Annotated in this window: 16 protein-coding genes; 5 read left to right on the top strand and 11 right to left on the bottom strand. The window is 57.6% G+C overall.

From position 1 onward, the window contains the following. Window positions 1–7: 7 nt before the first annotated feature. The 7 genes from Q1A52_RS15825 to Q1A52_RS15795 are packed head-to-tail and all read right to left on the bottom strand — an operon-like array spanning window position 8 to window position 7,534. Window positions 8–1,762: an FAD-dependent monooxygenase gene (locus tag Q1A52_RS15825; protein ID WP_300017475.1), complete on the bottom strand. Its 1,755-nt coding sequence runs from the start codon at window positions 1,760–1,762 to the stop codon at window positions 8–10. Between the two features lie 2 nt (window positions 1,763–1,764). Next, a complete protein-coding gene (locus Q1A52_RS15820) occupies window positions 1,765–2,823 on the bottom strand; it encodes a branched-chain amino acid ABC transporter permease (protein WP_300017472.1) in 1,059 nt (352 codons plus the stop codon). Further along, window positions 2,823–3,686, bottom strand: a complete 864-nt coding sequence (locus tag Q1A52_RS15815) for a branched-chain amino acid ABC transporter permease (RefSeq protein WP_300017469.1) — start codon at window positions 3,684–3,686, stop codon at window positions 2,823–2,825. The genes Q1A52_RS15820 and Q1A52_RS15815 overlap by 1 nt, the downstream gene beginning before the upstream one ends. Then, the gene (locus tag Q1A52_RS15810) at window positions 3,683–4,390 is read right to left on the bottom strand and encodes an ABC transporter ATP-binding protein (RefSeq protein ID WP_300017466.1); all 708 of its coding nucleotides are present in this window, start codon (window positions 4,388–4,390) and stop codon (window positions 3,683–3,685) included. The genes Q1A52_RS15815 and Q1A52_RS15810 overlap by 4 nt, the downstream gene beginning before the upstream one ends. Beyond that, a complete protein-coding gene (locus tag Q1A52_RS15805; protein WP_300017463.1) occupies window positions 4,390–5,109 on the bottom strand; it encodes an ABC transporter ATP-binding protein in 720 nt (239 codons plus the stop codon). The genes Q1A52_RS15810 and Q1A52_RS15805 overlap by 1 nt, the downstream gene beginning before the upstream one ends. A 51-nt stretch (window positions 5,110–5,160) precedes the next feature. Continuing rightward, window positions 5,161–6,435 (bottom strand): ABC transporter substrate-binding protein, encoded by a 1,275-nt coding sequence (locus Q1A52_RS15800; protein WP_300017460.1) that lies wholly within the window; start codon window positions 6,433–6,435, stop codon window positions 5,161–5,163. 28 nt (window positions 6,436–6,463) lie between these two features. Next, entirely contained in the window at window positions 6,464–7,534 is a 1,071-nt protein-coding gene (locus Q1A52_RS15795; RefSeq protein WP_300017458.1) for a maleylacetate reductase, read from the bottom strand. A gap of 82 nt (window positions 7,535–7,616) precedes the next feature. Between Q1A52_RS15795 and Q1A52_RS15790 the strand changes: the two genes are divergently transcribed. Next, window positions 7,617–8,564, top strand: coding sequence for a LysR family transcriptional regulator (locus Q1A52_RS15790; RefSeq protein WP_300017455.1), 948 nt, complete (start codon window positions 7,617–7,619; stop codon window positions 8,562–8,564). A 313-nt stretch (window positions 8,565–8,877) separates the two neighbouring features. Here Q1A52_RS15790 and Q1A52_RS15785 read toward each other — a convergent pair whose 3' ends face one another. Further along, window positions 8,878–10,089, bottom strand: coding sequence for a hypothetical protein (locus Q1A52_RS15785; RefSeq protein ID WP_300017452.1), 1,212 nt, complete (start codon window positions 10,087–10,089; stop codon window positions 8,878–8,880). A gap of 89 nt (window positions 10,090–10,178) precedes the next feature. On the opposite strand from Q1A52_RS15785, the gene Q1A52_RS15780 reads away from it, so the two are divergent. Beyond that, window positions 10,179–11,057 carry a LysR substrate-binding domain-containing protein gene (locus tag Q1A52_RS15780; RefSeq protein WP_300017449.1) on the top strand — a complete coding sequence of 293 codons (879 nt, stop codon included), beginning with the start codon at window positions 10,179–10,181 and terminating at the stop codon, window positions 11,055–11,057. 108 nt (window positions 11,058–11,165) lie between these two features. Here the strand turns inward: Q1A52_RS15780 and Q1A52_RS15775 are convergent, their stop codons facing one another. Then, complete coding sequence (locus Q1A52_RS15775; protein WP_300017446.1) at window positions 11,166–11,849, bottom strand: class I SAM-dependent methyltransferase; 684 nt, start codon at window positions 11,847–11,849, stop codon at window positions 11,166–11,168. A gap of 27 nt (window positions 11,850–11,876) precedes the next feature. Then, entirely contained in the window at window positions 11,877–12,422 is a 546-nt protein-coding gene (locus tag Q1A52_RS15770; protein ID WP_300017442.1) for a DUF6326 family protein, read from the bottom strand. Between the two features lie 17 nt (window positions 12,423–12,439). Here Q1A52_RS15770 and Q1A52_RS15765 point away from each other — a divergent pair, with 17 nt between their 5' ends. Further along, window positions 12,440–13,366, top strand: a complete 927-nt coding sequence (locus Q1A52_RS15765; protein ID WP_300017439.1) for a LysR family transcriptional regulator — start codon at window positions 12,440–12,442, stop codon at window positions 13,364–13,366. A 325-nt stretch (window positions 13,367–13,691) separates the two neighbouring features. Beyond that, a complete protein-coding gene (locus tag Q1A52_RS15760; protein WP_300017436.1) occupies window positions 13,692–15,890 on the top strand; it encodes an NADP-dependent isocitrate dehydrogenase in 2,199 nt (732 codons plus the stop codon). A gap of 563 nt (window positions 15,891–16,453) precedes the next feature. Here Q1A52_RS15760 and Q1A52_RS15755 read toward each other — a convergent pair. Further along, window positions 16,454–17,308, bottom strand: a complete 855-nt coding sequence (locus tag Q1A52_RS15755; RefSeq protein WP_300017433.1) for a LysR family transcriptional regulator — start codon at window positions 17,306–17,308, stop codon at window positions 16,454–16,456. Between the two features lie 96 nt (window positions 17,309–17,404). Here Q1A52_RS15755 and Q1A52_RS15750 point away from each other — a divergent pair, with 96 nt between their 5' ends. After that, window positions 17,405–18,163: a sulfite exporter TauE/SafE family protein gene (locus Q1A52_RS15750; RefSeq protein ID WP_299826364.1), complete on the top strand. Its 759-nt coding sequence runs from the start codon at window positions 17,405–17,407 to the stop codon at window positions 18,161–18,163. Window positions 18,164–18,269 lie beyond the last annotated feature (106 nt).

Genomic DNA, 18,269 nt, shown 5'->3' with positions numbered 1-18,269 from the left:
AACATCCTCACTTCGCCAGAATTTGTGTGAACACGCGGCGCAGTTCACTTTTGGGGTCATCCGCCAGACCGTCGTGCCGCCAGCAAACGTGCTGGTCCGGACGGGTCACGATGCACCCCGCGTCGCTAACCTCTCGCGCGCGTGCCCAATCGCCCATATGGTCGACGTAGATCTGCCGGGGGCCGACGACATGTGCCTCGACATCAATTCCCATTTCTTTTCCGATCTCGATCAGCGCATCGACCCATCGCTTGCCGCCAAGCCCGGTGAAGAGCGTGAAGACACCATGGCCCGCCAAATCAAGGGTGGAGTGCTTGTTGCCCTCTCTGTCAAATAGCCATGCATGTGGAATCCGCGCGCCGGGCCATGTGGTTGGTTGATAGTGAAGATCCGCATCAAGAGCGAAATCGGGTTCCATCTGACCATCCGTCACAACTGCGCCTGATTTGTAGCGCTGGTTCATTTCGACCCCATGGGCGTCGAACTCATACTTTTTGAAAGCAATTGCCTCACGAATTGCAGCGCGCTGGGTCTCGGCCTCGGGCGTGCTGTCACAGCGCGCTTCAAGGTTTTTCTGCATTGTCTCGGGATCATTGCTCTCGGTCAGCCCAAGTGCCTCAAAGATTGGTCCAAACTCGCCAATCGACTGATTGGCGCGGGTCACGATCTGTTTGGCGACAGGAGCGCGTTCAACCGAATAGGTCTCGAGCAGTGCATCCCCCGCCTGCCCTTTGAGAACAGCCGCGATTTTCCACGCCAGATTAAAGGCATCCTGAATGGACGTGTTGGAGCCCAGACCATTGGAGGGGGGATGCCGGTGGATCGCATCACCCATGCAGAACACACGATCTTTTTGCAGGTGCGTGGCGTAGTAGTTGTTGACCGTCCATGTGGACCAGCTGGTGATGTCCACTTCCAGATCAGGATCGCCGACCAGATCGCGCACCACCTTTGTGGCAAAGGCATCGTCGACGTCAGGGGGCGGTTGGTTGATGTCATAGCCCCAGACGATCAGCCATTCGTTCCACGGGCGCACCATGCGGACCAGTCCCATGCCGATCCCCCCCACATCCGCGCCGGGTTGAACGACCCAGTAAAGCACCGAAGGACGATGAGCTACGTATTTGCTCAGGTCAGCCTTGAAGAGAATGTTCATTGATCCGCCCACGCCCATCTGGCCTTCGAATGGAAGATCAATGTGATCGGCGACCAGCGAGTTACCCCCGTCCGCCCCGACGAGGAACTTGGACCGGATGGTCACTTCTTTGCCGGTCAACCGATCCAGACATGTGGTTGTAACACCGTCTGCGTCTTGTACATGGCTGAGGTATTCGGTGCTCATCCGCGCCTGCGTGCCGCGCTGGCAGGCCGTCTTGAACAGCAACGGTTCCATAAAGGTCTGCGGCAGGTCGTTCATGAATGTGGGGCTGCTCAGCAGGTGTTCGGCCTTGGAGAGCGGATGCGTGCCCCAGCTTTTCATGCGTCCGATCTCTTCGCCCACAAGGCTTTCACAAAAGACGTTTTCGCCCATGAGCTCCTGCTCTGCGGCAAACATATAGGCTTCATCCTCGACGTCGTGGCCCAGATCACGCAGCACCTCCATCGTGCGCTGGTTGGTAATATGCGCGCGTGGCGTATTGGCCAGCCAGCGATAGCGGTTGATGATCATGTTCTCGACACCGTAGGTGGACAAGAGCGCCGCGGTGGAGGACCCGGCAGGACCCGTTCCGATGATAAGCACGTCTGTTGTGATGTCTGCCATGATTAGTCCTCCAGTTGGTCAAGCTCGCCGCCAGTCAACCTGCGGCGAATGGGAAAGAGATGTGCGCCCGTGCGTTCCGAGATCAGCCCCCAAAGGCCACGGGGTGCTATCAGCATGATGACGATAGCGAGCACGCCCAGCGTCATGAGATACCAGCTGCCAAAGTCGGCCAGCAGCGATTGCAGGGCGAAAAAGATAAGGACACCGAGGATCGGGCCTTCGATGGTGCCGATGCCACCGATCACAACGATGAATATGACATAGGCTGTCCAGTCGGTGACGCTGAATGCAGCATCGGGCGAGATACGCACCTTTTGCATGTAGATCAGCCCGCCAGCGAGGCCTGTTCCAAAAGCCGATGTCAGAAAGACCACCCATTTCATGCGTGCCGCATCGACCCCAATGGATTTCGCGGCCTCCGTATTGTCGCGCACCGCCGCGAGGGCGAGGCCGCGCCGGGTACGCAACAGCCAATAGATGCCACCGATGGTTGCCAGCGCCAGCACCAGCGCAAGCCAGTAGGCCAAGATGTCACGCGCGGCAGAGGCTTTCACATCAAAGAGCGTTTTTATCGCATCGGTGAACCACATCTCCCGCGTGGCCGAGCGCGGCAATGACGTGCCGGTGCCTCCGCCCAGCGTCTTCCACTGCGCGACCAGCAGGCGGAACACCTCGGCGATGACCCATGTACCGATGGCGAAATAAGCCCCTTGCAGACGGAACGCGAAAAAGGCGGTTGGCACGGCAATGATCAGCGCGGCGACACCCGCGAGCAGGATCGACGGGACGGGGTCGACCCCCAGCAGGATTACCGCCCCGAACATCGCATAAGCGCCCATGCCAACAAACGCCTGCTGGCCGATGGACACCAGGCCGCCGTAACCTGCCAGAAGGTTCCAGAACTGCGCCAGCACCAGCATGGTCAGGATAAAGAACATATCCTGAATGGTGCTGCGCCCGGCGAAGAAGGGCAGCAGGATCAAAAGGACAATCGCAAGCGTCGCAAAGACTGCAAAGCCACTGGAGGCACGCGTGCGGGTTTGAACAGAATAAGTAGCCATCAGTCATGCGCCCTTGGAAAGAGGCCACGCGGGCGCACCAGCAGAACCACGAGGAAAGCCAGGTGTCCGGACAGAATTTGCCACTCAGGGTTCAGCGCCGCCCCAACGGTCTGCGCCACGCCAATGATGATCCCCCCGACAAGCGTACCCCAGAGCGAGCCAAGCCCGCCGATAATGACTGCTTCAAACGCGTAGATCAGGCGCGCGGGTCCGACATTGGGATCGAAGTTGGAGCGCAACCCCAGATACAATGCGGCAATTGCAACGATCACCAAGGCAATGCCCGTGGCCGTTGCGAAAATATTGGCCGGTTTGATCCCCATGAGGCTTGCGGTCACCGCATCGTCCGACGTGGCCCTGAAAGCCCGCCCCAGCGAGGTGCGGTAGAAAAGCTGATTGAGACCAATGATCACGGCAATCGCCGAGGCAAAGGTGAGCAACGGCATAACGCCCAGATTCAAGGGCCCGACGGCGACAGAGGCCGTCGTCAACGCATCCGTTGGCAGGCGCTGACTGTCGGCCGAAAAACCTTCCAGCAGCGCGTTCTGCAGCACAATAGACAGTCCGAATGTTACCAGAAGCGGCGGCAGAATATCGTCACCGAGCGTCCGGTTCAGCAGGAACTTCTGCAGCCCCCAGCCGAACGCGAACATCAAAGGCACAGCGAAAAGCAACGCGACAAACGGGGGGAGCCCCAGCAGGGTGACAAGAACGAGGATCAGGTAGGCCCCCATGACGATCAGATCACCATGGGCGAGGTTCACCAGCCGCATGATCCCGAAAACAAGGCTCAGACCTGCGGCGAAAAGCGCATAGAGACCGCCCAGCAGAATACCCTGCACGATCGTATCAACCCAGATCAATGTCCCGCTCCAAAATAGGCGTCGTGGATGGCCTCACGGCTCAGCTCACTGGGGGTGCCCGACAACGTCACGCGGCCCTCCATCATGCAATACACCCGGTCAGCCACAGCCATGGCCTGACCGATATCCTGTTCCACGACGATGATGCTGGCACCGGCGGCTTGTATGGCAGGCACGGCCTTGTAGATGTCCTTGATCACGACCGGCGCGAGGCCAAGGCTGATTTCATCGCATAGCAAAACGCGAGGGTTCGACATCAGCGCACGGCCAATGGCGACCATCTGCTGTTGGCCACCTGAAAGAGCCGTGCCGGGATTGTGACGGCGTTCCTTGAGGATCGGGAACAGATCGTAGATCGTCTCCAGCGACCAATGTCCGCCCGTGCTACGCCCGTAGGTGCCAATCATCAGGTTTTCTTCGACCGTAAGCGACGGAAACAGTCTGCGGCCCTCGGGCACCATGGCGACGCCCTGTGCCATGATCTCATCTGCAGGCAGGGCACCAATCCCCTGCCCCTCAAAGCGCACCATGTCGGGTGCATTCTGCAGCACGCCCGAGATCGAGCGCATCAACGTGGTTTTTCCGGCACCATTGGCGCCGATGATCGCAATGGTTTCCGCCTCACTCAGGACTACGTCGACACCAAAGAGAGCTTGGAAATCACCGTAATTCGCGGTCAGGCCCTGCGTTTCCAGAAGTGCCATCAGACCTCGATCCCCAAATATATTTCTTTGACCTCTTTCGAGTTCATGATCTCGTCTGGGTCGCCGATGCCGATGACTTTGCCGAAATCCAGAACCAGCAGGCGTTCGACAACAGAGGTTAGCGCATGCAGAACGTGTTCGATCCAGATGATCGTGACGCCCTGAGCGTGGATATCTTTGATCGTGCCGATCAGCGCCTGGCATTCGCCTTCCGTCAAACCGCCTGCGATTTCATCCAATAGTAAAAGCTTGGGGTTCGTCGCCATGGCACGCGCAAGTTCCAGCCGCTTGCGCTCCAGAAGGCTCAACTTGCCCGCAGGGAGGTTCGCACGACGCAACATCTCGGTACGCTCCAGTACGTCGACGCAAGCGTCATGCGCCTCAGCCTCTGATTGATTGCAGCCGTGTGTGGCAGCAACCAGAAGGTTTTCATACACGGTCAACTTCTCGAAAGGTTGCGGGATCTGGAAGGACCGCCCAATGCCTGTCAGGCAACGTTCCATCGCTGAAACTGAGGTAACGTCGCGCCCTTCAAAGTGGATCCTGCCCTGATCGGCGCGCAGATTACCGGTGATGAGGTTGAACAGGGTGGATTTCCCTGCGCCATTCGGCCCGATAATACCCAGCGCCTGACCTTTGGGCACCTCGAAACTAGCGTTGTCTGTCACGGTCAGCGCGCCAAAGCTTTTTGATACATTGTGAAGGGTGAGCATGGTCATGAGAGTTCCTCAGCCCGCGTTGTCCCGCCACAGTGTGGCGGGACAGACCGCTTAGCTGATCGGCTCCATTTTGCTGCCGGTCGGAATGTTCGGATGGTCAGTATTGTCGACGATCACCAGATCGTAATCTCCGCCGTCTTTGAGGCGCCATTGTCCCCCGACCAGCGGTGTTTTGGCGACGTTCTGCGCTGCAAAGGGCGGCAGGCCTGCACCGTCAAATGCAATCCGGCCCACGATGCTTTCAAGCTGGGATGCAGCGATTGCCTCGGCAACAGCGTCCGCATCGCCTGTATCATGCGTGCGGCCCATGACGTCTGCGGCCATTTCAAAGAGCGCATGCACAAAGCCGATTGGCTGTGTCCACTGCTTGTTGGTGGCGTTTGAGTACGCCGCGGCGAGATCGCCAGCAGATTGCCCGCTGATCGAAGAGTTGAATGGATGTGTCGGCGACCACCAGACCTCGGACGACAGGTTGTGTCCTTGATCGCCAAGGGCTTCGACCGCCTGCGGAAACAGGATCGCCTTGCCGATGCTGGCTGCTTTTGGATTGAACCCTTGCTGTTTGGCCTGGGTCCAGAAAGTCGTGAAATCGGGCGGGATCGGCACGCCAGTGACAATATCAGCATTGGCCTGTTTAAAAGCATTGATCTGCGCGCTGAAATCATCCGTCAGGTTCTGGTAACGGCCTGGATCCGTTAACCCGTAGCCCTGTTCGGCCAAAACCGGTGGGAAGCCCACATTCGGATCGCCCCAAGCATTGCCATCGCCATCATTAGGGAAGAGCCCGCCGACCTGCTTGTTTGTCTCCAGCTGGTTCCACATCGCGGTGAAAACCGAGATGACGTCCTCAAGCCCCCAGAAGAAGTGAAAGCTGTAGTAGAACGGTTCCCACGAGCTCGGATCGCCCGGGTTGCCTTGCTGCCCGATGAACCAGGGCTGCCAGGGCGCGACTGTGGAAATCACAGGGATTTCTTCGGCCTCGCAAGTGGTCGCCACAGGATTGGTGGTTTCGGGTGTGGAGGCAACCAACATCAAGTCGATTTCATCATCAAGAATAAGTTCCTTGGCGACTTCGGCGGCTCGGTTGGGGTTGGATTGGCTGTCTTTTACGATAACCTCGAAATTAGCCCCCGCTTCAGAGCCAAGAAATCCGTCGATGATGAACTGATCCGCTTCGGAAAAGGCGGCCAGAGGCCCCGACTGCGGACTGACGTACCCCAGTTTGATCTTTGCGCCTTGTGCGATGGCTGGGGCTGCCAATCCTCCAGCGGCCAGTGTCAGGCTGGTTGCTGCCGAGTTCTTTAAAAGTGTGCGTCTCGTAATCATGCGTGTTCTCCCTCGTGTCACGTCTGTCTCAGAATGCTGGCGCATCGCCGGCCCACGCCGCTTGCAAGAGCGCGCGAATGTCGTTTTGAGTTACGGGTCGTGGATTTGGATAGGGTTTTCGTGTCGCCAGATCGGCAGCTCGGTCGAGGTCGGTTTCGCTGACGCCCAGATCGCGCAATGCAAGCGGCGCACCGAGTGTCTTTGCAAACCCAAAGAGCGACTGACCCGCCGACTTGCCGCCCAGTATATCGGTGATGGCCGCCAACTCACGTGCCGCGGCACGCGCATTGTAGGCGATTGCATGCGGCAAAATAATCGCGTGTGTCTCTGCATGAGGCAGATCGAATGACCCACCAAGCGTATGGCAAAGCTTGTGATGCAACGCCATGCCAACCCGGCCCAGTACGGTGCCACAGGCCCAGGCACCGCGTTGCGTCATCTCGCGCGCGTCCAGATCGCCCGGCGCGTCAACAACCTTGGGCAGTCCTTCGGCCAAGGCCTGCAATCCCTCGATAGCAAGGTTCGTGGTTTCTTTTGTGCGGTTCTCGGCATAAAGCGCTTCTGCCGCATGTGCCATTGCGTTGAGGCCGGATGTGACCGTCATACCCACCGGGAGAGTGGCCACCAGTTCCGGATCGTACAAGATCACCTCCGGCAGCACCCTTGGGTCGCTCAACGTCGTTTTGACCCCATCTTCGGTTTGCCCGAGAATGGGCGTCGCTTCGCTTCCGGCATAGGTGGTTGGCACCGTGATTTGAGGCAAATCAGTGCGGTATGCGAGAGCCTTTCCAAGCCCAATCGTCGACCCGCCCCCGAGTGCGACAAGGCAATCAGCGCGGGACGCACGCAGATGTTCCAATGCATCTTCAGTTACGTTGATGGGTGTATGCATGGTGGCTTTGGAGAACACGCCGGCGGCAAGCGGTCCGAGCACTTCGCTGGCCTCGAAGGCCAAATCGCTTTGCTGCGGTGTAGACAGGATCATCGCCTGTCGGCTGCCAAGCCGCTCTAATTCGGATGCCAGATCGCGACGAATGGCTCTTCCGAACCGAACGCGCACTTGCTCATCGCCTTCGTTTCCCATCGCTGGAAAAGCCATGTCGATTCCTCCTCGACATCAGGCTAGCGAGCGAAGTATCGCATGTTGATAATACTTCCGCCAAATAATATAGCATAATGCTATGTTAATTGATCCAAAGCACCTGCACATCCTTTCAGCCATCGTTGATGCGGGAGGAATGAGCCAGGGTGCACGTAATCTGGGGAAATCACAGCCGAGCCTGTCTCGGATCGTGGCGGACCTCGAAGCCCGTCTTGGAGAAAGCCTGTTCGAAAAAGGGCGCCGACCCCTGCAGCCAACCGAACTTTGCACGAGGCTGGCTTCTGAAGGGCGCGTGATCGCGCGCGCGACGCAACAGGCTCAAGATATCGCCTCGCAGTTCATAAGCGGCCACGCGGGCTCCGTCCGCGTCGCAGGCACGCCTATCTTTATGGACGGCGTCATCTCTACTATTATTGCCGGGTTCCAAGATGAATTTCCCGAGCTGCGCGTCGACCAAAGCTATGGATATGCTGAAGAACTGATCGAGGCCCTAAGAGCAGGAACCGTAGATACTTGTGTCTGCCCAATGGAACCGGGTGACGTCCCTGATGACATCGGTTTCCAAAGAATACTCAAAGGCCGAAATGTGATCGCATGCGGATCGGCCCATCCACTAGCCAGAAAGAAGTCGTTGCGCTTGGAGGAGATTTCAGAGTTTCCATGGATTACGCAACCTGCAGGAAGCCCTCTCTACCAAGATCTACGGGACGTGCTTGATAGTATTGGCATCAGTGACTTCAAAGTCAGTTACTCGGGTGGCACATTGTCTTCCATTATCAACGTTCTTGCAGGCTCAAAGGCGTTGACGGTTTTGCCGTTTTCCGTGGTTTACATGCAGCCCAAAAACACCATTGTCGCTCTGCCCATTCGGATTGAGCACCCGAAGCGTGAACTGGGAATGCTCTGGAACGATATGGAAAGCCAATCCCCCGCCAAACGGCGGTTTATTCGGTACATGACAAAACGGTTTGCTGGAATTTCTCAAGCCGTTGCAGAACGCCAGCGTCAAGAAATCTGGCGCGAATAACTTCGTAGTACATCCAGTAAGATCAGGGTCCGCAGGAATACGGAGGTCGAACGCGTGCGGGTCATGCAGTCCACCAATCGGACGGATTTGCGATACACCTCCGAGAGACCGCACAATACGGCAACCTCGTGGAGAAAGTCGCGACGGCGCCGCAGTCTTCTGTGACCAGAGAAAGCCAACCCCCGTTAGAAAACTTGCGCCAAAGCATTCCCAGTCACGAGGCGTGTCACGAAAACCGGCAAGTCCGGATGCCAGACCTTATGCATCAATCGCGGCTATGCCAAGGTGTCCAGCCTTCAGATCACGATCTCTATTAGGGCCATAAAGCCACCGCGGCCAGAAGAACCGCCATGCCGACCAACGCCTGCACCAGTGCGCCGCCAGTCAGGATGTGAATGACGCGCCCTTCGCTCGGCTCATCTTCGAGAGCGTCCCGACGGACCAGCCAGTAGTAACTGTCATTGGGCAGAATCGCGATGAAGGAGCCCAGGCAAATCGCGAAGACCGCCGCAATTTCGTTGACACCGCTGGCCAGGACGATCGGGGTCGCGACGGGCGCGATGGCGGCAAATGTCGCCATGGACGATCCTTGGGCCAGCTTGAACAGCACGGTCAAAGCAAAGAGTGCGATCAGCGTCAGCGCCCCGTCACCCTGCGGCACCAGACGGTCCAGTGCCACCAGCCCCGTCAGCACCGCGCCGAACGCACTTGCTGCGCCGATGACCAAGAGAAGCGAGCCTGTCCGTCGGACCGCGCTATCCAGACACGCGCGCCGTTTGTCAGATGGGGTTTGCAACAAGGCGAGGATTGCAGCGGTGATCAATGCGCCCTTCGGCAGCAATAGAAAGTCCAATGCGTTGTTTCCGGTCGTCCCGACCACGCCCCCGAGGATCAGCAGTGCCGCCATCACCAAAAACGGCGCGAATGCCCTTAACAACCGGCCATTGTCTGCTGGACCTTCCGTTTCGCCCGTCGTCGCGGTGCCTCTTGTGGCAAAGCGTCCCCACACCACCCCTGCTGCCCAGACAGGAAGCGTCAACAGCACGCCGCACAGCAACAGAGTGGCAGGTTCGACCCCTTGGGCACTGGTAACACCCAAGCCCGCCGCCACGATTAGGGGGCCAGCTGGATAGAGCAGCTTGAACCCCGCATAAGCCCCAAACGCCGTATCCATCTTGTAGCGCCCAGCCGCTGGAGAAAGCGCGGCATAGGCGGTGTCCGGACAGATCATCCCTGCGCCCGCAACCGGCGAGGCCAGCGCGACCGTTCGGCCCGCCGCGTTGGACGCAATGTTCTGAAGCGACAAGGCCGCAGCCAAGGTAAACGACGGCAAGAGGATCAAGGCAAACTCACCCAAAGCCCGTCCAAACCCTGCGTTGAATTGCCCGACCACCTCGTTCGCTCCAAGACCAGCTGCGAGGCCAAGGACAACGGTCAGGACAACCATGCAGATCACCAGGGGCAAATCCGGCACATAGCTCTTCAGATCGGGAGAGGTGAGGGAGGTTGAGGGAGCATCGGTCATGGTACGTCCAGTCTATTATCTGAGTTCAGCTCATGCTAATGGATGATATTGAATTGCTTAAATGAGAAAACATGAGGGGGAGCATGCGCGTGACTCATGCTAAACCACCATTACGATCCCTGCAGGTATTCGAGGCAGCAGCCCGGTGTGGCAGCTTCACCGCAGCCGGAGGGGAGCTTGGCATCACGCAGAGCGGCGTGTCGCGTCAGGTCTCGGATCTGGAGGCGACGTTGGGTGTCGCGCTGTTTCTGCGCAACGGCGCCAGATTAAGCGTGACCCCGGCAGGCGAACGTCTGGCGCGTCAACTGGCGGACGCCTTCGCCCAGACCTGGTCCGCAGTTGCAGATGCACAACGATCTGATCAGATTGTCACTCTCTCGATGCTTCCGTCGGTCGCAGCGCGTTGGTTTGCGTCGCGCTTGGGTGATTTCCTGAGCGCGAACCCCGAAATCGATCTTCGCATTACGGCGTCTCGGCATCTCGTGGACTTTGTTACGGAGGGCGTTGACGCGGCCATCCGCTATAGCCCGGCGCCTCAGGGCAATCTGGAAGCAGTCAAGCTCGGCACAGAAACCGTAACGCCCGTTTGTTCTGCGGAGTATGCCGAGAAACATGAGTTGGACGCGCCTGAAGACATGTATCGTGCCACGCTTCTTTGCGGTGACATTCCAGAAGACTGGCCAGCCTGGTTCGAAGCCGCAGGATGCCATCAATCTCCGCCCGCCGGACCACGTCTTGGGGATGACGGCGCGATTCTGCAGGCGGCTGTCGAAGGTCAGGGGGTCGCACTTGGACGGTCACTGCTTGTCGCCGACGACATCGCTGCAGGACGGCTCGTGGCGCCTTTCCATGTCTCACTGGATGCCAGCCATGCATATTGGTTTGTCCGACCCAAAGACATGGCCACAACACATGCGATCAACGCTGTAGAAGAATGGCTTATCGGTCAGTTCGAAGTGCAACACTAGAAAGCAGCGGCCGCTATCGCCAGAGGCCGGTCCAGACCTGATTGCACGCATTTGTCCTCGGCAATCCAGGCGTACAGACCGGTATCGCAAAAGAACTCACTAACCCCACTATGGCTTTTCCAATTCAACCTTTGGCCTGGAGACCGCCTGAACCAAAGCGTCCGTCCGCCTGGCAAGAACGGTCGCGGCCGGTCCTTGGCTTGGAATGGCGCGCGCTTCAAATCCGTCGAAACTCTCGATGTCCCGCACCAAGCCTGCGCACGACAAAAACTGGCCGGTACCGCGATACAAAAGCGCCTGTCGCATCAGGCAGTCTGCCAGACCACGGGCAGGCTCATCCGCGCAAAACGCGAGGCAAAGTGCGCCACCGGGTCGAACGACCCTGCAGAGTTCAGTCAATGCCAAATGGGGATCCGGTACGGTTTCCAAGGCCCAGACGCAGGTCACAAGATCGAATGCGCCGTCTTCAAACGGCAGTGCCTCCAGTCGTCCTTTTATCTTTAACACCGGAATGTCGGCGCAGCGCGCAAGCATAGCCTCCGACGGGTCGAGCAGGGTGATCGATTTCGGCCGCATACCTTCAGCAATTAGCGTTCGTGCCAAATGGCCGGTGCCACACCCCGCATCCAGCAACTTCATATCCGACGTGGCGAGGGCGCGCACCAAGGCCTCCAAGGCGGCTTGAGCCTCGCCACCCGCGTGGCGGAGCCACCGGTGATGAAGCCTGTCGTAGCGCGGTGCCAGTTTCTCGTACTGGCCGGCCCGGTCGCGCCGAGAGTGTCGAGCGAACATCTGATTGGCTCTGAATGTTCCGGGCGCTCAAACTGCGATCCGATCGGCATCGGACCAGGTCCACGCGGCCCAAAAGATTGCCATCATGGCCGCAAGTTCAATGCCCAGGTGGAACGTGTCATCCATATCGGTCGGCGCGGTCGAAAGGAGCGTCGAGGTCGTGATGATCGTCGCAGCGATTGTGACGGGACGCGCTATCCTGCGGGTCAGCAACAGGGAGAAGAGAGCCATCGCGATTGGAACTTGGACAAGGACGCCGCCCAACAGCATGAGCTCTTCAGTGATCAGCACGCCGTTGTAGCGCCCTGTCAACAGCATCTCCAGATGAGACTTTAGGGCAAACTGGTGAATATCGCGAAAGATGATGTTCAGCAGGGTAAAGAGCCAGAGAGCCGAAAGCTGAGTGTGACGGTCAATTTTTCGCATGTTTTGGACTTTCGCATTCGAGGTTTTGCATTGGGTTTGACGTCGAACCGGGTCAAACAGGGGTCCGACCGGGATCGATGGTTGTTTACGCTTCAAAAGCGGTTCTACTATGTGTTGAGGAATGGTCGATTGCTCAAAACTGTCCATCTGCTATACGCTCATGAATGAACTGGCAGGCCATCTCTTTCGACTGGAACCAGGTGCGCGCCTTTCTCGCGACAACCGAAGAGGGTTCGTTCAGCGGCGCAGCCCGCGTTTTGAAGACGACTCAGCCGACCATCGGTCGACAGATCAGCGCTCTGGAAGAGGCGCTTGGGGTGACGCTTGTCGAGCGCAGCGTCCGAGGGCTCACCCTGACCGAGTCCGGTCGAGACCTTCTCGATCACGTTCGCGCTATGGGTGAGGCTGCAACACTCGTTTCTATGGTCGCCGAAGGCAAATCCCGGGAGGTCACAGGCGAAGTTACAGTGACAGGGACTGACCTATTATCTACCGAGATCTTGCCGGGTGTGCTCATGCCTCTGCGTGAGAAGGCTCCCGGAATCCGCGTCCGCATCCTTGCCTCAAGCGACATGCAAAACCTGACACAACGCGAGGCGGACATCGCGATCCGGCATATCCGGCCGGAGCAACCGGACCTCATCGCACGCCATCTTGGCGATTTTCGCGCCAATCTTTACGCCGCGACATCCTACCTTGACCGTGTCGGCCGCCCCCGCACATTTCGCGACGTCGCCGACTGTGACTTCGTTGGGCATGCGGATCCCGAACGCCTGATGGCCCCGCTTCATAACATGGGCATTCCAGTGCGCGTGGAGAGCTTCGTGATGTCCAGCACCAGTGGCACCGTTGCATGGGAGCTTGTGAAAGCCGGGTACGGGGTTTCGATGCAGCCTGAAGTTCTGGGAGAGGTGGAGCCTGGTATGGAGAAGGTTCTACCCGATTTCCCTTCGTTGGAGTTTCCGATTTGGCTGGTTACGCACCGGGAGTTACAAACTAGCCGACGCATCCGGATCGTCTTCGACGTGCTGGCACGAGGTTTGGCAATTGCCGTACGCACGAGCATTGGCGCCCGGCCTGACAATTCTTGAACATGAGATTCGTTCTGACCCGAAAGCCAGCTGTCTTGGTGTTTTCTCAACTGGTAACCTTTGAAAAGTAGGTATTCCGGACGTGCGCCGGATTTGTAGAATTATCGGCAGCGGCTCATTACTTCGTTAGAAATACTTCGCAAACGACCAATGTCCGGTTTGGAGAATGCTGCACTGCGCCTTCGATGAGTGTCAGCAAAGAGCTAAAAATTGTCTGATTTGCCCCTATTTCACAAAAATATCGAACCGCATACGACGGTATACAGTCGACGTTCCGGATCGCTTCAGATATCAGGGCCCCAACTCTAGTCATTGGGAGCATCTCATGTCCGATATCATTTACACCAAAGTCGATGAGGCACCGGAGCTGGCCTCTGCTTCGTTGTTGCCGATCATTCAAAAATTCGCCGCAGCCGCTGGCGTCAGCGTTGGAACAAAAGATATCAGTCTCGCTGGACGCATTCTGGCAACCTTCCCGGAAAACCTGAGCAAAGATCAGCGCCAGTCCGACGATCTGGCCGAATTGGGCCGGTTGGTTAAGACGGCTGAGGCGAATGTGATCAAGCTGCCCAATATCTCCGCCTCTGTGCCACAGCTGGTGGGCGCAATCAAAGAGCTTCAGTCGAAAGGCTTTGCACTGCCAGATTACCCCGAAGCGCCCGAGACCGATGATGAGAAGGCCGTGCGCGCCAAGTATGACGCGATCAAGGGATCGGCCGTGAACCCGGTTCTGCGGGAAGGCAATTCCGACCGCCGCGCCGCGAAAGCCGTGAAGAGCTTTGCGCAGGCGAACCCACACCGCATGGGCGACTGGACAGCGGACAGCAAGACGCATGTGTCGTCCATGTCGGGCAATGACTTCTTCTCAAACGAAACCTCCGCAACCCTCGGCAAAGAAACGGGTGCAAAAATTGTGCTGGAGACTGCCGCAGGCGAGAAGGTTCTCAAGGACGGCCTTGAGTATCCTGCAGGCACCGTCGTCGATGCGACCTTCATGAGTGCCGCGGCTCTCAAAGACTTCCTCGCCGCCGAGATTGAAAAGACCAAGAAACAGGGCATCCTCTTCTCGCTGCACCTGAAGGCGACGATGATGAAGGTGTCGGACCCTATTCTCTTTGGCCACGCGGTTAAGGCCTTCCTTGCGCCGGTTTTTGACAAGCACGGTGACGCAATGGCCGAGCTTGGCGTAAACCCAAATTCCGGCCTTGGCGACCTGCTGGCGCGGGTCAAAGACAACGCCACGATCATGGCGGACATCGACGCCTGCATGGCAGCGCGCCCGCCGATGTACATGGTCGATTCCGATAAAGGCGTGACCAACCTGCACGTCTCATCGGATGTGATCATCGACGCCTCGATGCCCGCGCTCATTCGTGCAGGCGGCAAGGGCTGGGGACCGGATGGGAAGGAGGCGGACGCGAACTGCGTGATCCCCGACAATTCCTATGCGCCGGTCTATGACGAGGCGATCAGTTACTTCAAAGAGAACGGCAAGCTGAATCCGGCCACCGCCGGGACGGTTCAGAACATCGGTCTGATGGCGCAAAAGGCCGAGGAATACGGCTCGCACCCCACGACGTTCGAAATCCCCGAGGCTGGCACCGTCAAGATGATCTTGGACGATGGCACAGTCCTGCACCAACATACCGTAGAAGCGGGCGACATCTGGCGATCCTCTTCAGCCCGCAAGGCCCCGATTGAGGATTGGGTCAACCTCGCTATCTCGCGCCAGAAGGCCGAAGGCTGTCGCGCGATCTTCTGGCTGGACGAGAACCGTGCGCATGACGCGGAACTTATTGCTTACGTCAAGCCAATCCTCGAAGCGCAAGGCGTGGCCGACAGGTTCGAGATCATGGCGCCGCGCGAGGCCACCCGCGCATCGCTTGAAACGATCACCAAGGGCGGGAATACCATTGCAATCACGGGCAATGTACTGCGCGACTACCTGACGGACCTCTTCCCGATTCTGGAACTGGCGACCTCTGCCAAGATGCTCTCTATCGTGAAGCTGATGAATGGCGGTGGTCTCTTTGAAACCGGGGCGGGCGGCTCTGCACCAAAACACGTCCAGCAGCTTGTCGAGGAAAACCACCTGCGCTGGGACAGCCTCGGTGAGTTCTGCGCGCTCGGAGAAAGCCTGATCTTCCTTGCCGACGCAAAAGACAACAATCAAGCTCGTGTACTTGGCAAAGCCGTCGAAACAGCGACGCAAGGCATTCTCGACAATGGCCGCTCTCCGTCGCGCAAGGTCGGCGAGCCGGACAACCGTGACAGCCACTATTGGTTTGCGCGGTATTGGGCGGAAGCTTTGACCGCTCAGACAGACGATGCGGCGCTTGCCGCTCATTTCGCCCCAATCGCAGAGGAGCTTGCGACCTATGAGGCAAAAGTGCTCTCTGAGCTGGCCGCCGCGCAAGGGCCCGCCGCTGAACTTGGGGGTTACTACCACACGAACGCGGACAAGACAGCTGCAGTTATGCGCCCGTCTCAAACGCTAAACAGAATCATTGGGCATTCCACCTGATCCAATCTCTGGCCGCGCACCCAATTGTGGTGCGCGGCGGACAATAATGAGAACTGGTGAGTGGGTTGGGTAAGAGCAAATATCTACCAACAGGAGATTACGCCGGAGAACTTGATTGTGTTTCCAGGGTTCGCAATGGGCCGTCCAAACACTGTAATTGGGCTTGACGACATCGGGATGGCGCAAGGCAATATAGACAGCTCGAAACTACTACGTGGCTTCCGCTTGGGAGTTGAATGTAACCCTCTAGGCACGCCCAAGCTGCAATGATGTGTTCCTTTGACCGTCGCTCATTAGGATTTCTATTGATGCATCTGCCGACTCTGCCGCCAATTCCGTGGAAATACACCGGAGACATCCCACACCTTGTTGTGACTCGGAGCGGTCAAACCGTCTGAGCATCTGATACGATTTCCTCATTTATTGTTCGCGTGAAATCTCAGGCACTTGCCGCAGACCAACCTCGCGGGCATCACAGCGACGGTTGGAGACCTTTGGCGATATCAGCAACTCTACCGTCCTTTTAGACCGCGCCAGATGTTGACTATCTTGGAGGCTCCGCCTCACACTTCCGTTGCAAGCTGATCATGAATGGCCCTCGAGAACAGCTTAACGTCTTGCCCCGCTTTTCTGGGGTCGTGATAGAGCGACAGCGCCACATCTTTCAAACGGGGCAACTCAAGCGCTGATCCCAGATTTACCAGCGGCGGGACAACGGCTGTTTGCGGCATCACCGTAATTGCCAAACCTGCGAGCACGAAGGCCCGAACCCCGATTGGGTGCGGGCTCAGGTGCGCCAAGAATCCAGTCCGTCCAACACGATCCAGGGCTTCAAATGCATACCCCCGCAGATCCCTCCCATCCGTCAAAAAGACCAGCGGCACCTCTTGAGCCGAAGTTTTGTCAAACTCAGCAACACCAACCCAGACCAGCGCCGTGCTTTCAACGAAATCACGCCCCGGACGGCGCCCCTGATCCATCATGAAAGCGACGTCGATTTCTCCAGCATCCAGCAGGGCGAGCAGAGCATCACTACGCTCGCATTGGATATGAATCTGAACATCCGGTTCGACTTGCGCAAACTGACGTAACGCCTGCGTGACAACCGACATAGCAAGCGTGACTGTCGTACCCAGCCTGATCCGGCGCAAAGTCCGCGCGCCCCGAACGGCCTTTACCGCTTCATCGGAAAGGCCCAGAATGCGGCGCGCGTAGATCACGAAGGCCTCTCCCTCGGGGGTCAGGTGCATCGGACGCCCCCGTCCCCGCGTGAAGAGGATACAACCCAATTCGTCTTCGAGTTTCCGGACATGCGCACTAATCGCCGACTGCACTGTATTACGCAGTTCTGCAGCAAGCGAAAAGTTCAATGTCTCGGCTGCAACTACAAAGCTTTCAAGTGCATTCAGGTCTCGCATTAGTATCTCAGAATCTGATTTTTTAAATTTGTATAAACCATTTTTCAGATTTTTACGACTGGCGTATTGGATGCATATCCGCTGAAAGGACCCACCATGGATCTCTCCGTGTCATTCTACCTCATCGCTGCGAGTGCCGTCTTGATCACGGGTATCTCAAAAAGTGGCTTTGGCGGTGGGTTGGGCGTGATGTCGGTACCGTTGATGAGCCTCTATATCGCACCTCAATTGGCCGTCGCGATCCTGATGCCCGTTCTGCTGGCAATGGACCTGATTATCGTCTGGCAATATCGGTTGCATTGGAACCGCGCGATCGTAGGAATGCTCTTGCCTGGCGCGGCGGTAGGTCTCGCGTTGGGTGCTCTGTCATTTCAGTGGATGAGTGCAGATGTGATCCGCTGCGCCGTCGGCCTGCTTGCGATCTTTTTCGTCGCGCAGTTTGTGTGGGTTCAGTATCGCGAGCGGACACCAAAGCACTCTGGGAAAAAAACCGTCTTTGCGCTTGGAGCATTGTCCGGTTTCGCCAGTTTTGTTGCCCATGCAGGTGGACCGCCTGTAAAAGGTGTTCTTTTACGCCAAGGTATGGAAAAATCCGTGTTCGTCGGGACAAACACGATGTTTTTCTTCGCCATGAACGCAACAAAAACCGTGGCTTACGGTGCTATGGGTCACTTCACGCGGGACAGCATGAACGTCAGCTTGATCCTGGCACCCATGTTACTGGTCGGGATTGCACTTGGCACGGTGCTACACAGGTTCATCGAGCAATCCGTTTTCACACGATTGGTATACGGGTTTCTATTTCTGGCGGGCATCAAATTGCTTTGGGACAGTGTTGACACGATTTGGGTCTAACCGGCCAAAACGTATGAACGCCTCGGGAGCAATACTGCCTGGTGCCCGTTGATAAGTCTAACGATAGCCACGGGCGCGCCAGATAGACCCCAGGTTCTCGACGAGG

The organism is uncultured Roseobacter sp., assembly GCF_947488185.1.
Lineage (GTDB): Bacteria > Pseudomonadota > Alphaproteobacteria > Rhodobacterales > Rhodobacteraceae > Roseobacter.
The sequence above is the reverse complement of the archived record's forward strand: the minus strand, read 5'-3'. Positions and strand labels throughout refer to the sequence as shown.

Excerpts from the sequence above, each read along its gene's own strand:
- Q1A52_RS15795 (WP_300017458.1), bottom strand. The coding sequence starts at position 7,534 with ATGGCTTTTCCAGCGATGGGAAACGAAGGCGATGAGCAAGTGCGCGTT.
- Q1A52_RS15750 (WP_299826364.1), top strand. The coding sequence starts at position 17,405 with ATGGATCTCTCCGTGTCATTCTACCTCATCGCTGCGAGTGCCGTCTTG.
- Q1A52_RS15785 (WP_300017452.1), bottom strand. The coding sequence starts at position 10,089 with ATGACCGATGCTCCCTCAACCTCCCTCACCTCTCCCGATCTGAAGAGC.
- Q1A52_RS15760 (WP_300017436.1), top strand. The coding sequence starts at position 13,692 with ATGTCCGATATCATTTACACCAAAGTCGATGAGGCACCGGAGCTGGCC.
- Q1A52_RS15755 (WP_300017433.1), bottom strand. The coding sequence starts at position 17,308 with ATGCGAGACCTGAATGCACTTGAAAGCTTTGTAGTTGCAGCCGAGACA.
- Q1A52_RS15770 (WP_300017442.1), bottom strand. The coding sequence starts at position 12,422 with ATGGACAGTTTTGAGCAATCGACCATTCCTCAACACATAGTAGAACCG.
- Q1A52_RS15805 (WP_300017463.1), bottom strand. The coding sequence starts at position 5,109 with ATGACCATGCTCACCCTTCACAATGTATCAAAAAGCTTTGGCGCGCTG.
- Q1A52_RS15790 (WP_300017455.1), top strand. The coding sequence starts at position 7,617 with ATGTTAATTGATCCAAAGCACCTGCACATCCTTTCAGCCATCGTTGAT.
- Q1A52_RS15775 (WP_300017446.1), bottom strand. The coding sequence starts at position 11,849 with ATGTTCGCTCGACACTCTCGGCGCGACCGGGCCGGCCAGTACGAGAAA.
- Q1A52_RS15825 (WP_300017475.1), bottom strand. The coding sequence starts at position 1,762 with ATGGCAGACATCACAACAGACGTGCTTATCATCGGAACGGGTCCTGCC.
- Q1A52_RS15820 (WP_300017472.1), bottom strand. The coding sequence starts at position 2,823 with ATGGCTACTTATTCTGTTCAAACCCGCACGCGTGCCTCCAGTGGCTTT.
- Q1A52_RS15800 (WP_300017460.1), bottom strand. The coding sequence starts at position 6,435 with ATGATTACGAGACGCACACTTTTAAAGAACTCGGCAGCAACCAGCCTG.
- Q1A52_RS15765 (WP_300017439.1), top strand. The coding sequence starts at position 12,440 with ATGAACTGGCAGGCCATCTCTTTCGACTGGAACCAGGTGCGCGCCTTT.
- Q1A52_RS15810 (WP_300017466.1), bottom strand. The coding sequence starts at position 4,390 with ATGGCACTTCTGGAAACGCAGGGCCTGACCGCGAATTACGGTGATTTC.